The following is a 12,231-nucleotide window of genomic DNA, read 5'->3' on the forward strand; positions in this document are numbered from 1 at the left end:
TGTCTAAAAGGTTGGTATTAGAATGATTAGAGCAAGATTTTTATATCGTGATAAGTTAATTTCTGGCTTTGAAATGCGAGGTCATGCTGATTCCGGCGAATATGGACAAGATATCGTTTGTTCAGCTGTTTCAGTGTTAGCTATAAATACAGTTAATAGTCTTGAGAAACTTGCTAACGCCAATTTGAATATCGTTTCTGATGATGAAAGTGGCGGACTGTTAGAAGTACATGTTAGTGAGAACTTTCTTTCAAATGAAAGTGTAAAGTTATTATTAGCTAGTTTAAAACTAGGACTTGAAGATGTTGAAAAAATGTACGGTGATTTTATAAAAATCGAGAATAACTAATTATTAGGAGGTGCAATCATTATGTTAATGAATTTACAATTCTTCGCTCATAAAAAGGGTGGTGGTTCCACAGCTAACGGCCGTGATTCACAATCTAAGCGTTTAGGTGCTAAGAGTGCTGACGGACAAGTTGTTACAGGTGGTTCTATCTTATACCGTCAACGTGGTACACGTATTTACCCAGGTGTTAACGTTGGTATGGGTGGCGACAACACATTATTTGCAAAAGTTGCAGGTGTTGTTAAGTTCGAACGTAAAGGACGCGACAAGAAACAAGTTTCTGTTTACCCTGTTGCTGAATAATATATAATAAAAACGGCTTAAATCCTTGGTAGATAAGGATTTAAGCCGTTTTTTTGTTGGGCTATTTTCTTAAAGTGTACTACATAACTTTAAATTTACCATTGCCTATTTTGATCATAGTCAGGAAAGTCATCCTGACCATTATCCCAAGCATTGTCACGTTGAGAGACCCAATTTTTGAAGTTTTCTGTTTCATTACCGTTAGAGTCAATCATACCTTGACTTTTAGCCCAATCTATTTGTCCTTGTACCCAAGAGTCAGGATTCCCATAGACATCAGAACCTGGTGCGTGATCCTGTCCAGGCATCACAGGATTTCCTTTTGGGTCATATCCACGTTCCATATTGATTTGACTTTGTGATTTAATAGGAGTAGAGGTTTGTGTTTGATAACTATCAGAATTTTGTTGTTGAGTTACTTGTTGCGAATTAGTAGCTGAAGTATTTTCAGATGCTTCTTTCTCACTTTCTGCCTTTTTAGATTCACTCTGTGCTTTCTTGATAGACGATTCCTTTTTCTTCAACTCAGCTTTAGCTTTTTTGATAGATGATTCTTTAGCCTTCAACGAACTAGATTTAGAAGAATCAGAGCTAGCCCTGTCACTTGAATTAGAGTTAGAACATGCCCCTAGTAAACTTAGTGATAGTAAAGAAATAGTTATAATATTAAATTTTCTCATATAAAAAACTCCCAATTGTAAATAGATATTAATCATTAATTATAGTAATACAAATTAGGGCAGTTTGTGAAGAAATAGCTGAGCTTATTAGTAAAAAACTATATAATAGATATATGGGAACGTTTTTCATAATAATGGGGGGGATGAGCAATGAAAATTATTGATAAATTCTCGATTAAAACAATTACACTTTTAACAGTAGATGAAGATTTACCTAAAAATGGAATAATTTTTTATTAAGAATAAGCTCAATAATGGCTTAATTAAAAAGAAATTGAATATCACTATGGATAAATCGAAGAAAATATGGAAAATTGATGGCTATGTATGGTTACATTGTCCTGTGTGTGGTCATGAAGTAATGGATTACGATATTTGTGATAATTGTGGATGGTAAAATACAGGAATTATAAATCATGATGGTGGCCCTAATCATATGACTTTAGAAGAGGCGAAGAAAGCATATAAAGAAGGACGACCAATTAATAGTTTCATTTTAGAATAACTAAAATTAAGAGGTGAAAAAATGGATTTAAGACCTTATTGGGGTAAGAATGTTATAGTCACAGATGTTGATAATATTATTTATAGAGGTTTTGTTACTGCGGTAACCATTCCAGGAGATTCAGATGATAATTGCTATGAAATTGATTTAATACGAACAAAGCAATATGGTGATAGTTATTTTACTTTAACCGAGTATGAAATAAAATACATTGAACTAGATCCTGATAAAGAAAATTTGTGTGAATCAGAATGAAAATACTAGATTTTAGTTTAGGATGTGATAACTGTGAAGTTAAACTATGTTTTCCTTTTTCTATCTGATCCTTTAGACTCAAGAATTCCAGATGTTGAATATGAAAAGGAATATAAAGCAGCAAGTAAGTATTTTTCCGTAGGTTTGATAAATCAGGAACGATTATTTGAAGATAATGTAGTAACTACAACGTATAAAATTAGTAATGATGACATTATTGTTTATCGTGGTTGGATGCTGAAGCCTCAATTGTATGATAGATTAGTTACTTATGTTGAGAAAAATGGTGGACAGATGTTTACTAATTTATCAGAATATGAATATACGCATTTGATTCCAAATTGGGTTAAGGACAATAGTAATCACGTAAAAACCAAATGGACAATAGATTTGTCAGATAAAAGCATAATAAAACTTCTCGAAGAATTTAATGGAGCCGTTACTATAAAAGATTTTGTAAAAAGTAGAAAATATGAGTGGGATGAAGCTTTTTATATTCCTGATGTTTCTGATACTAAGAATGCACTGCGAGTTATCCATAACTTTATTAATAGACAGGGTAGTGAGCTAATTGGAGGATTAGTAATTCGTGATTTTATTGAGTTAAAAAATATAGGCAGACATCCTAAAAGTCATATGCCAATTTTTGAAGAATACCGAGTGTTTTATATAGGTAATAAGCCACTTGTAGTTATTAATTATTGGAATGATAGAAAAATTAATCTTTCTACAGAAGATAAAAAAGTCATTATGAATGCTCCTAAAGAGGTTAAAGCAAAATTTTATACAATTGATTTTGCAAGGAAATCTAACGGAAAGTTGATCATCATGGAAATGGGGGATGGTCAAGTTTCAGGACTTCAAGGATTTGATGAACAAAAATTTTATGATTTATTATGGGAAAATTTATCTGAGAGTAGAGCTTAATATCAGATTTAAGAGACAAAGTAGAAAAAATAAATTACTCAGAGTTTCTAAATCATCTTTCCAACTAATAACTAAAAAATCCCACTTTTTGAAAGAATTATTTCAAAAAGTGGGATTATTTTTTACGTCTTTCTTTGAAAGGAACACTAGATAGATTGAACCAGAAGGGATAGCTAGTAGTTTTGAAGAAAATATCAAAATACTGGCTGCCATGTTCTTCACCATCAATCTGTAGAAATTCCAATGATTTAATAGTTAAATGAATTTGATTATCTTTGAAGCGATGGAATGACTTCAAATTAAGTTGTTTATGAAAATATAAACTTACAATCAACATAAAGAAACGTATGAAATTCATATTTTCAGTAACGATCAAGTCAAGTTTCTTATCTTTAATGTTAGCTTGAGGAGAAAGTGAAACATTTCCTTCAAAATAAGGATGATTAGCAACATTCATGATATAGACATGTTTGAAAAATCTATAAGAGTCACTAACTCTAACCGTAGCTGAAAAAGGTTCTTGATTATAATAAGCACTTATACTGCTAGTAAGGAATGGAAGAAAACCTCGGCGGAAGAATTTACGTTTCTTCTTGCGATTGTAAATACTTGTAATAAAAGCATCCATGCCTATACCAAAATTATTTAAGAAGTAACCTTGAGTGTTTCGTAAAGTTTCTTGGTAAGTACCAATTGTATAGTATATCTTGTCTGTTGTATTGATAACTTGCTTTAAGGCGACGATAGGATTGAGCGAAAGTCCAATTGCTTTGGCAAATCCATTTTCAATCCCAGCAGGAACTAGACCAATTGGTAGATCGAAACGTTGTGCTTGCTTGATACCATTTAAAACATCGACTAAAGTTCCATTTCCACCTACAACTAAGACGACAGTTTTACTCTTTTCTCTTTCAGCTAAATCCAAAGTAAAATTTTTAGCAACTTCAACAGCATTTTCATTAACTTTTTTGTAAGTAAATTTGACTCCCTGTGTCACTAATTCTGAATGAATGGTTTGCCAGATTTGTTTAGCACTACCATTTTTGGCATATTCATTGACAACTACAAAGTATTCCAAGGTAATCCTCCTTTCTTAGAGCTTTGATTGCAAAAATATTTCATTCTTTATTATAATTTTACAAATAATTATCAACTATGCAATTATAACGAACAATCAACACAATTGACAAGTATAAAGAAACGATTACATAGTAAATTTTCTTTAATCTTTAACTTTAAATTATCGCAATATAAGATATAAAAGCATATTTTGAGATTTGTTGATAGATTTTTTTGATTAAAAGGTGGTAGAATGGAAACAATAACTTTAAGAAAGGTGGCCTATATAACCATGCTTGATAACATGATTTTTAAGCAACTAATGAAACATTCTTTTACAATTCCAGTAGAGGTAACCTATCCTAATGGGAAAACTGAAAAATATGGTAATGGTGCCCCACAGGTAAAAATTAAAGTTAATGAAAAGATACCAGTAAAAGATTTACTGAGAAATGCTTCAATCACATTAGGTGAAGCATATATGGATAAGAAAATAGAAGTAAGTGGTTCTTTACAAGTGCTTATTAATTCAGCATATGAATCAGCAAACAGTTTCTTGAATAATAATAAGTTTAAACGTTTCTTACCAAAACAATCACATTCTGAAGAAAGTAGTAAGAATGACGTTCAAAGTCATTATGATTTGGGAAATGACTTCTATAAATTATGGCTTGATAAAACTATGACATATTCATGTGCTTATTTTGAAAAGCCAGATGATTCTTTAGAAGAAGCCCAAATGAATAAAGTTCATCATATCTTAAAGAAATTAGATCCAAAACCAGGTTCTAGTTTATTAGATATTGGTTGTGGTTGGGGAACATTAATGTTAACTGCCGCAAGGGAATATAATATGAATGTTGTTGGTATTACTTTAAGTGAAGAACAGTATAATGCAGTTAAACAACGTATTAAAGATGAAGGATTGGAAGATCAAGCTGAGGTACTTCTTGAAGACTACCGTGAACTTGATCATCTACCATTTGACTACATTACAAGTGTTGGTATGTTTGAACATGTTGGTGAAGAAAATCTAGGTGAATACTTCAATACAATTTCAAGATATTTGAAGAGTAATGGGGTAGCATTGATTCATGGTATTACTCGTCAACAAGGTGGAGCATACAATGGTTGGATTAATAAATACATTTTCCCCGGTGGTTATGTGCCAGGTTTAAATGAAAATCTAACACATATTATTGAATCAGGTATGCAAGTGGCTGATATAGAAATGCTACGTCGTCATTATCAAAGAACTTTGGAAATGTGGACAGATAATTTCCATAAAGTATTGCCAGAAGTAAGAAAAATGCATGATGACAGATTTATTCGTATGTGGGACTTATATCTTCAAGCTTGTGCAGCTTCATTTGAATCAGGAAATATTGATGTAATCCAATACTTGATTTCTAAAGGTCCAAGTGCCCGTACTTTACCAATGACAAGAGATTATATGTATAAAGATTAGTCACAAAGTACTTTGAAATATTGTCTATTAGGCAAATTCCAAAGTACTTTTTAGTATGACTTTGATAGAAAAGGTCAGATTTAGTCAAAATTTAGTAACCTTAAAAATATTTTATAGTTTATCTTAAGGTAAATTCTTGACTATTATTGACCTTCTTTGTAATAATTATAGACAATGAGGGGTGATAGTGAATGGAACTCACTTGGATTGAAGAATTCAAGAAATATTTGTTAATTGAAAAACAATATTCAGATGAAACTTTGAAAGCTTATAGTGAAGATTTACAACATTTTGTTGATTTTATTGACGAAACTGGAGGCGCTAAATCTTTCAAGGAAATTGGTAGTAATGATGTTCATGCATATATGAGCTATCTATATGATAGATATGAAATGACATCGATTTCGAGAATGATTTCCAGCTTACGTGCATTCTACAATTTTTTAATTAAGAATGAATTAACAGATGAAAATCCCTTCGCTTATGTACAATTAAAGCGACATCCACGATCACTACCACGTTTTTTCTATGAAAAGGAAATGACCGCATTATTTGAAGCAACTGAAGGCGACACACAGATGTTGATCAGAGATAGAGCGTTGTTGGAGTCTTTGTATGGAACTGGAATGCGTGTCAGTGAATGTACAGGTTTAAAAATGGAAAATGTAGATTTGACTAATAAAAAGATGCTTCTACATGGGAAAGGTGATAAAGACAGACTAGTACCATTTGGAAGCTACTGTCAGGAAGCATTACAACGTTATTTTGAACAAACTCGTACACCTTTAATGGAAAAATATCATCGGGATCATGATTTAGTCTTTGTAAATCATTATGGAAATCCTTTAACTCCGGCTGGGGTAGCATATATCTTAAAACAGATAGTTAAGCGCAGCAGTCTACATACCAGTATTCATCCTCATGAGTTGCGACACACATTTGCGACACATTTGATGAGTAATGGTGCGGATTTACGTGCGGTGCAAGAGTTACTAGGGCATAGTAGTTTATCTACTACTCAAATCTATACTCATGTAACACCGGAACATTTACAAAGAGATTATCGAAAATTTTTCCCAAGAGCATAGAATTTAATTATTAGGAGCTGAAATTAATGACAACAATATGTGCAGTAAAACATAATGGAAAGACAGCGATTGCCGGCGATGGACAAGTTACTTTAGGTGAAAAAGTAATCATGAAAGGCAGTGCTAGAAAGGTACGTCGCATCTACAATGACAAAGTAGCAGTTGGATTTGCTGGTGGTGTAGCAGATGCAATTAACTTAGAAGAAAAATTTGAAAATAAGCTAAATGAATATAGTGGTAATTTGGAAAGGGCTGCCGTAGAATTAGCGCAAGAATGGCGAGGCGATCGTACTCTACAAAAATTAGAGGCGATGTTAATCGTAATTGATAAAGATAATTTATTAATTGTATCCGGTTCTGGTGAAGTTATTGCACCTGATAATGGTGTATTGGCAATTGGTTCTGGTGGTAATTATGCTCAAGCTGCAGCTGTAGCTCTATCAGAATATTCCAAAGATATGTCAGCAGGTGAAATTGCCAAAGCTGCTTTAAATATCGCCGCAGATATAGATATATTTACTAACCATAATATTATAGTTGAAGAATTAGCTTAGAAATGAGGAATTTACAAGATGAATGAAATAGATAAGACACCTAGACAGATTGTTGCTGAACTTGATAAATATGTTATTGGTCAAGACAGTGCTAAAAGAGCAATTGCGGTAGCTTTACGTAATAGATATCGTCGTATGCAACTACCAAAAGATATGCAAGAAGATATATCTCCTAAAAATCTTTTGATGATTGGACCTACTGGGGTTGGTAAAACAGAAATTGCACGTCGTTTAGCTAAAATCGTTAACGCACCATTCGTAAAAGTTGAAGCAACTAAATTTACAGAAGTTGGTTATGTTGGACGTGACGTTGAATCTATGGCACGTGATTTAGTTGAAGTTGCATATCGTATGGAACAAAATGATGCTTTCAAGCAAGTTCGTGCTCAAGCTGCACAACAAGCTAACAAGCGTTTAGTTAAGTTGATCGTACCCGCTAAGAAGAAACAAGAAAATCCTAATCAATATCTTTTCAATGCTTTGAGAGATCTACAATCCGGTTCTTTCCCTAACATGAATGGAAATGATATGGAAGAAGTAACTGAAGATGTTAGAAATGAACGTTTAAGTGTTGCTGAACAATTGAAACGTGGCTTGCTAGAAAATAATGAAGTTACAATTCAAGTGGATGATCCTTCAACACAATTCAATAATCAAAGTGGTATGTTAGGACAAATGGGGATTGATTTATCTTCATTGAGTTCAATGATGCCAACTAAGAAAGTTGAACGTACAATGACAGTGGCAGAAGCTAGAGAAATCTTGATTAAAGAAGAATCTGAAAAATTAGTTAACTCTGCAGATTTGGCTGATGCAGCAATTAAACGTGCTGAAAATACAGGAATCATCTTTATTGACGAAATTGATAAAATTGCTTCTAAATCTCAACAAAATGCAGGTCAAGTTTCACGTGAAGGTGTACAACGTGATATCTTACCAATTGTTGAAGGTTCTCAAATTTCAACTAAGTATGGCTTGGTTAAGACAGACCACATTTTATTCATTGGCTCTGGTGCTTTCCATGAAAGTAAACCAAGTGATTTAATTGCCGAATTACAAGGTCGTTTTCCAATTCGTGTTGAATTAGAAGATCTATCAGTTGATGACTTTGTTAAAATTTTGACAGAACCAAACAACGCTTTGGTAAAACAATACATCGCGATGATTGGTACAGACAATATTGATGTAACATTTACAATCGAAGCTATCCATCGTATCGCTGAAGTAGCATATCAATTGAACCACGATACAGAAAATATTGGTGCACGTCGTTTGCATACTATTTTAGAAAAATTACTTGAAGACCTACTATTTGAAGGTCCAGATATGCAAATGGGCGACATCAAGATTACAGAAGCTTATGTAAATGACAAGATTGGATCAATTGTTGAAGACAAAGATTTGAGCCAATACATTTTGTAAGATTGGTATATGAATATTGCGAAAAGTATGCATTGATATGTATGCTTTTTTTGTTTTGAGGAGAAAGTTTGTGGGATTAAATAGAAAAGATTAAAAAATCTATAGCTCTTAACAGAGTGCTTTTTTAATACTCAAAAATAAAAATTATGTCCATCTGCTTGTGATTGTATGTTGTTTAAAAATATGATAGAGTAGTAACATGTGTAGAGTTCAAGATAAAGGAGGACTCGTTTTCGATGTTATATAAATATAAAAAGGATTATCAAAAAATCGCGATGGGATTGTTGTCCTTTATCGCTGAATTGAAAGATATATCCAGATTACAATCAGAATTAAAATGGTATGATGCCGAAGATAATCGCAATCTTTATCTATGGAAAGACGACAGCAATGATTTTGTCGGGATTGTTGGGATTGAAGAAAATGATGATATTGTGATTGTACGTCATATTACGGTTTCTCCAGCAGTGAGAAATGAAGGCGTAAGTTTTAAGATTCTTGATGATCTCCAAAACTTATATTCAGAAAAGAAAATCATGGGAAACATTGAGACAACTAATTTAATTACAAAGTGGGAAATGAAAAATGGCTCAGGAAAATAAGAAAAACTCACGAACAGCTGAGCACTTAACGTTTAAATTGGATCAGTTTGAGGGTCCTTTAGATTTACTTTTACATTTAATCAAGCAAAATGAAATGGATATTTATGATATTCAGGTTGCAGAAATAACTTCTCAGTATATAGATTACCTTCATCAAATGCAAGATTTAAGGTTAGATATTGCTGGGGAGTATTTAGTTATTGCTGCAACTTTGTTAAATATCAAAAGTAAGATGTTGCTGCCTGTTGAACAAGAGCAACAAGTTGAAGAAGATTACGTCGATCCACGTGAAGATTTAGTGCAACAATTGGTTTCACACCAACTTTATCAAGAAGTTGCGGCTAAATTTCATGTAATGGAAAAACAACGAATGGAATTATTTTCCAGAGAACAGGCAATTAATGAAGATGTAACCTATGAAGTTTCAGAAGGAACAACGATTGATTTGTTACAAAAAGCCTTCGCAAAATTGATGGCTCGTAAACAAGTAAAGAAAATCAAAAAGATTAAACGGAAAATTATTCCTGAACGTTATACAATTAAAGAAGAGATTGAAAATATTGAACATACACTCAAAATGCACAAAGGAACGATGAATTTTACTGATTTGTTTGAATTTGACGGTGAGGTTGAAGTCGAAAAAGTTGTTACATCTTTTCTAGCATTATTGGAGTTGGTAAGAGTTGGTAGAGTAAGTGCGAGTCAGGAAGAAAATAATGGACCAATTCTAATGACATATGAAGGAAAGGCGGAGGAAGATGCTATCTAATCAAGCAAAAATTGAGAGTTTGCTATTTATTAGTGGAAATGAAGGGATAACATTAACCGAACTTTCTCAGATTACAGGAATTTTAAAGCCAGCTTTACATGAGCAGTTGGATAAATTAGCAGATAAGTATAAGCAAGATAGATCCTCAAGTTTGCAACTTATTCATGCAGGGGAAAGATATAAGCTGGTGACCAAACCTGCTTTAGCTGAGTTGGTAAAGAAATACCTAAATAGTAATAACATTACAGAATTAACTGGAGCAGCCTTGGAAACTTTGGCAATTATTGCTTACAAACAACCAATTACTCGTATTGGTGTTGATGAAATTCGGGGTGTGCAATCTAGTTCAATGATTCAACGTTTACAACTACTAGAGTTAATTAAAGAAAATGGTCGTTTAGATGCTCCCGGAAGACCAATTCTTTACGTTACAACTGACAAGTTTTTGGATTATTTTGGTTTAGAGAGCCTAGATCAACTTCCAGAACTTGATGAAGAAAAACAAGAAGATGAAGAAATGGATTTAATGACTTTATTTGAACAAACGACAGGTTCAACGGAAGATGAGGAGGAAGAATAATGGCTGAACGATTGCAAAAAGTTATGGCTAATGCTGGTGTAGCTTCACGTCGTGCAAGTGAAAAGCTAATCCAAGAAGGTCGTGTAATGGTTAATGGTGTTGTAGTAACTGAATTGGGAACTAAGGTTGAAAGTGACGACTCAATTTCAGTAGATGGTAAGCTTTTAAAGAAAGACGAAAAGAAAGTTTATTACTTACTTTACAAACCACGTGGAGTTATTTCAGCAGCTAAAGATAACAAGGGACGTGAAGTTGTAACAGACTACCTAAAAGATGTTCCTGAACGTTTGTATCCAGTAGGACGATTAGATTATGATACTTCTGGATTACTAATCTTAACTAATGATGGTGATTTTGCTAATCAAATGATGCACCCTCGTTATAAAGTAGATAAGACTTATGTTGCTAAAGTTGAAGGACTAATCACACCTGATAGCATTAAGAAGTTACGCAATGGAGTAGTTATAGATGGTAAACCTACTAGCCGTGCTAGAGCTAAAATTATATCACGCGATGCTAAAAAGAATACTTCAATAGTTTCATTAACAATTCATGAAGGACGTTATCATCAAGTTAAGAAAATGTTTGATGCAGTAGGACATAAAGTCCAAAAACTTTCACGAACAACTTATGGTACATTGACACTTGATGGTTTAACTTCAGGTGAATATCGTGAACTTTCACATAATGAAGTACGTGAACTTTTGAAACTTATAAATAATAAGTAAAAAAAGATTGATTACCGCTTACATTTATGATACTATATAGGTGTTGAAAAAAATAATATAAAGTATAGGTGTCTTCAGAGGCAGGGTGAAATTCCCGACCGGCGGTTAAAGTCCGAGAGCTGCTATTGTATGTAGTGGTTGAACTGGTTTGATTCCAGTACCGACAGTATAGTCTGGATAAAAGAAGATGAGCGATTATCAAGTAAATGAAATAACAAAGCTCTGTTGATTCCTTAGTCAACAGAGCTTTTTACTTGTAATTACTCTGGTACTTGTGAAGGGACCTCGAGTGGAGGTTTTACTATGAGAAATGTTTCAATTAAAAGATATGCAATAATTGCATGTCTCGCCGCTATTTCATATTTACTAATGTTTATTTCATTCGCAGTTATCCCAATTGTGCCATATATGAAAGTAGACTTTGCGGATATTCCAATTTTATTAGGATTCTTCGTATTAGGTGTTAGTGGCGGTATTGAAATCGCAGTATTGAGATCAGTTCTATACTTTTTGATTACCGGTCCATCAATCGCAAGTTTGATTGGAGTTGGAACTAATTTATTGGCTACATTAACAATTTGCTTGCCAATGTATTATATCTTACATGAAAAGCATGACTTGAAGAGATACATTATTGCGATTGTTGTATCAACTATCTCATTGACATTCTGGTTATCTATAGGTAACTGGTTAGTGATTACACCATTATACATGGCAGTATTAGGTATGAAATTAACTTTACCTTTAAGTCAATTAGTGTTATATGGAGTATTGCCATTTAATCTTATTAAAGGTGTAATTGTTGGGACAGTCTTCGTACTAGTTTACGCAAAGATTCATGTATGGTTGGATAACAAAGCAAACGAATTTCTTGCTGAAACAAAAACAAAATCAATCTAGAAAATGAATGTAGAGTCGTTAGGCATTTGTCTAGCGACTTTT

Annotated in this window: 15 protein-coding genes and 1 riboswitch; of the genes, 13 read left to right on the plus strand and 2 right to left on the minus strand. The window is 33.1% G+C overall.

The genetic code is table 11. The features are described from left to right. Positions 1 to 22: 22 nt before the first annotated feature. Together OZJ21_RS05615 and rpmA are read left to right on the plus strand one after the other, a co-directional pair. On the plus strand, positions 23 to 349 hold the full coding sequence (locus tag OZJ21_RS05615) for a ribosomal-processing cysteine protease Prp (protein WP_268857560.1): 327 nt from the start codon (positions 23 to 25) through the stop codon (positions 347 to 349). A 21-nt stretch (positions 350 to 370) separates the two neighbouring features. Beyond that, positions 371 to 652 (plus strand): 50S ribosomal protein L27, encoded by a 282-nt coding sequence (rpmA, locus tag OZJ21_RS05620; RefSeq protein ID WP_003700332.1) that lies wholly within the window; start codon positions 371 to 373, stop codon positions 650 to 652. A 95-nt stretch (positions 653 to 747) separates the two neighbouring features. Here the strand turns inward: rpmA and OZJ21_RS05625 are convergent, their stop codons facing one another. After that, positions 748 to 1,332, minus strand: coding sequence for a hypothetical protein (locus OZJ21_RS05625; RefSeq protein WP_087251348.1), 585 nt, complete (start codon positions 1,330 to 1,332; stop codon positions 748 to 750). 526 nt (positions 1,333 to 1,858) lie between these two features. Between OZJ21_RS05625 and OZJ21_RS05635 the strand changes: the two genes are divergently transcribed. Both OZJ21_RS05635 and OZJ21_RS05640 read left to right on the plus strand, forming a co-directional pair. Continuing rightward, positions 1,859 to 2,092 carry a hypothetical protein gene (locus tag OZJ21_RS05635; protein WP_098034479.1) on the plus strand — a complete coding sequence of 78 codons (234 nt, stop codon included), beginning with the start codon at positions 1,859 to 1,861 and terminating at the stop codon, positions 2,090 to 2,092. Positions 2,093 to 2,125: 33 nt separating this feature from the next. Further along, a complete protein-coding gene (locus OZJ21_RS05640; protein WP_268857561.1) occupies positions 2,126 to 3,019 on the plus strand; it encodes an ATP-grasp domain-containing protein in 894 nt (297 codons plus the stop codon). Positions 3,020 to 3,134: 115 nt separating this feature from the next. Here the strand turns inward: OZJ21_RS05640 and OZJ21_RS05645 are convergent, their stop codons facing one another. Further along, positions 3,135 to 4,097: a diacylglycerol/lipid kinase family protein gene (locus OZJ21_RS05645; protein WP_268857562.1), complete on the minus strand. Its 963-nt coding sequence runs from the start codon at positions 4,095 to 4,097 to the stop codon at positions 3,135 to 3,137. Positions 4,098 to 4,370: 273 nt separating this feature from the next. Between OZJ21_RS05645 and OZJ21_RS05650 the strand changes: the two genes are divergently transcribed. The 9 genes from OZJ21_RS05650 (at position 4,371) to OZJ21_RS05690 (ending at position 12,189) form a co-directional block, all read left to right on the plus strand. Further along, positions 4,371 to 5,546: a class I SAM-dependent methyltransferase gene (locus OZJ21_RS05650; RefSeq protein WP_003710230.1), complete on the plus strand. Its 1,176-nt coding sequence runs from the start codon at positions 4,371 to 4,373 to the stop codon at positions 5,544 to 5,546. Between the two features lie 191 nt (positions 5,547 to 5,737). Beyond that, on the plus strand, positions 5,738 to 6,634 hold the full coding sequence (xerC, locus tag OZJ21_RS05655; RefSeq protein WP_003707683.1) for a tyrosine recombinase XerC: 897 nt from the start codon (positions 5,738 to 5,740) through the stop codon (positions 6,632 to 6,634). A gap of 26 nt (positions 6,635 to 6,660) precedes the next feature. After that, positions 6,661 to 7,188 carry an HslVU peptidase proteolytic subunit gene (gene hslV, locus OZJ21_RS05660; protein ID WP_003700319.1) on the plus strand — a complete coding sequence of 176 codons (528 nt, stop codon included), beginning with the start codon at positions 6,661 to 6,663 and terminating at the stop codon, positions 7,186 to 7,188. Between the two features lie 18 nt (positions 7,189 to 7,206). Beyond that, positions 7,207 to 8,610: an ATP-dependent protease ATPase subunit HslU gene (gene hslU / locus OZJ21_RS05665; protein WP_003700317.1), complete on the plus strand. Its 1,404-nt coding sequence runs from the start codon at positions 7,207 to 7,209 to the stop codon at positions 8,608 to 8,610. A gap of 236 nt (positions 8,611 to 8,846) precedes the next feature. Beyond that, complete coding sequence (locus OZJ21_RS05670) at positions 8,847 to 9,212, plus strand: reductase (RefSeq protein ID WP_003700315.1); 366 nt, start codon at positions 8,847 to 8,849, stop codon at positions 9,210 to 9,212. After that, positions 9,196 to 9,981: a segregation and condensation protein A gene (locus OZJ21_RS05675; protein WP_003706344.1), complete on the plus strand. Its 786-nt coding sequence runs from the start codon at positions 9,196 to 9,198 to the stop codon at positions 9,979 to 9,981. Before OZJ21_RS05670 ends, OZJ21_RS05675 begins: the two co-directional genes overlap by 17 nt. Continuing rightward, positions 9,971 to 10,561: an SMC-Scp complex subunit ScpB gene (gene scpB, locus OZJ21_RS05680; RefSeq protein ID WP_003707691.1), complete on the plus strand. Its 591-nt coding sequence runs from the start codon at positions 9,971 to 9,973 to the stop codon at positions 10,559 to 10,561. The genes OZJ21_RS05675 and scpB overlap by 11 nt, the downstream gene beginning before the upstream one ends. Then, on the plus strand, positions 10,561 to 11,289 hold the full coding sequence (locus OZJ21_RS05685; RefSeq protein ID WP_003700309.1) for a pseudouridine synthase: 729 nt from the start codon (positions 10,561 to 10,563) through the stop codon (positions 11,287 to 11,289). The genes scpB and OZJ21_RS05685 overlap by 1 nt, the downstream gene beginning before the upstream one ends. A gap of 66 nt (positions 11,290 to 11,355) precedes the next feature. After that, a riboswitch (FMN riboswitch) is annotated at positions 11,356 to 11,482 on the plus strand. A 110-nt stretch (positions 11,483 to 11,592) separates the two neighbouring features. Beyond that, complete coding sequence (locus OZJ21_RS05690) at positions 11,593 to 12,189, plus strand: ECF transporter S component (RefSeq protein WP_069469241.1); 597 nt, start codon at positions 11,593 to 11,595, stop codon at positions 12,187 to 12,189. The last annotated feature ends 42 nt before the right edge of the window (positions 12,190 to 12,231 follow it).

This window comes from Ligilactobacillus sp. UO.C109, assembly GCF_026847815.1.
GTDB classification, from domain to species: domain Bacteria; phylum Bacillota; class Bacilli; order Lactobacillales; family Lactobacillaceae; genus Ligilactobacillus; species Ligilactobacillus salivarius.

What these genes read in the sequence shown, in the direction of transcription:
- hslU (WP_003700317.1), top strand. Translation starts at nt 7,207, where the DNA reads ATGAATGAAATAGATAAGACACCTAGACAGATTGTTGCTGAACTTGAT.
- OZJ21_RS05635 (WP_098034479.1), top strand. Translation starts at nt 1,859, where the DNA reads ATGGATTTAAGACCTTATTGGGGTAAGAATGTTATAGTCACAGATGTT.
- OZJ21_RS05690 (WP_069469241.1), top strand. Translation starts at nt 11,593, where the DNA reads ATGAGAAATGTTTCAATTAAAAGATATGCAATAATTGCATGTCTCGCC.
- rpmA (WP_003700332.1), top strand. Translation starts at nt 371, where the DNA reads ATGTTAATGAATTTACAATTCTTCGCTCATAAAAAGGGTGGTGGTTCC.
- OZJ21_RS05615 (WP_268857560.1), top strand. Translation starts at nt 23, where the DNA reads ATGATTAGAGCAAGATTTTTATATCGTGATAAGTTAATTTCTGGCTTT.
- OZJ21_RS05650 (WP_003710230.1), top strand. Translation starts at nt 4,371, where the DNA reads ATGCTTGATAACATGATTTTTAAGCAACTAATGAAACATTCTTTTACA.
- hslV (WP_003700319.1), top strand. Translation starts at nt 6,661, where the DNA reads ATGACAACAATATGTGCAGTAAAACATAATGGAAAGACAGCGATTGCC.
- xerC (WP_003707683.1), top strand. Translation starts at nt 5,738, where the DNA reads ATGGAACTCACTTGGATTGAAGAATTCAAGAAATATTTGTTAATTGAA.
- OZJ21_RS05670 (WP_003700315.1), top strand. Translation starts at nt 8,847, where the DNA reads ATGTTATATAAATATAAAAAGGATTATCAAAAAATCGCGATGGGATTG.
- OZJ21_RS05625 (WP_087251348.1), bottom strand. Translation starts at nt 1,332, where the DNA reads ATGAGAAAATTTAATATTATAACTATTTCTTTACTATCACTAAGTTTA.
- scpB (WP_003707691.1), top strand. Translation starts at nt 9,971, where the DNA reads ATGCTATCTAATCAAGCAAAAATTGAGAGTTTGCTATTTATTAGTGGA.
- OZJ21_RS05685 (WP_003700309.1), top strand. Translation starts at nt 10,561, where the DNA reads ATGGCTGAACGATTGCAAAAAGTTATGGCTAATGCTGGTGTAGCTTCA.
- OZJ21_RS05675 (WP_003706344.1), top strand. Translation starts at nt 9,196, where the DNA reads ATGGCTCAGGAAAATAAGAAAAACTCACGAACAGCTGAGCACTTAACG.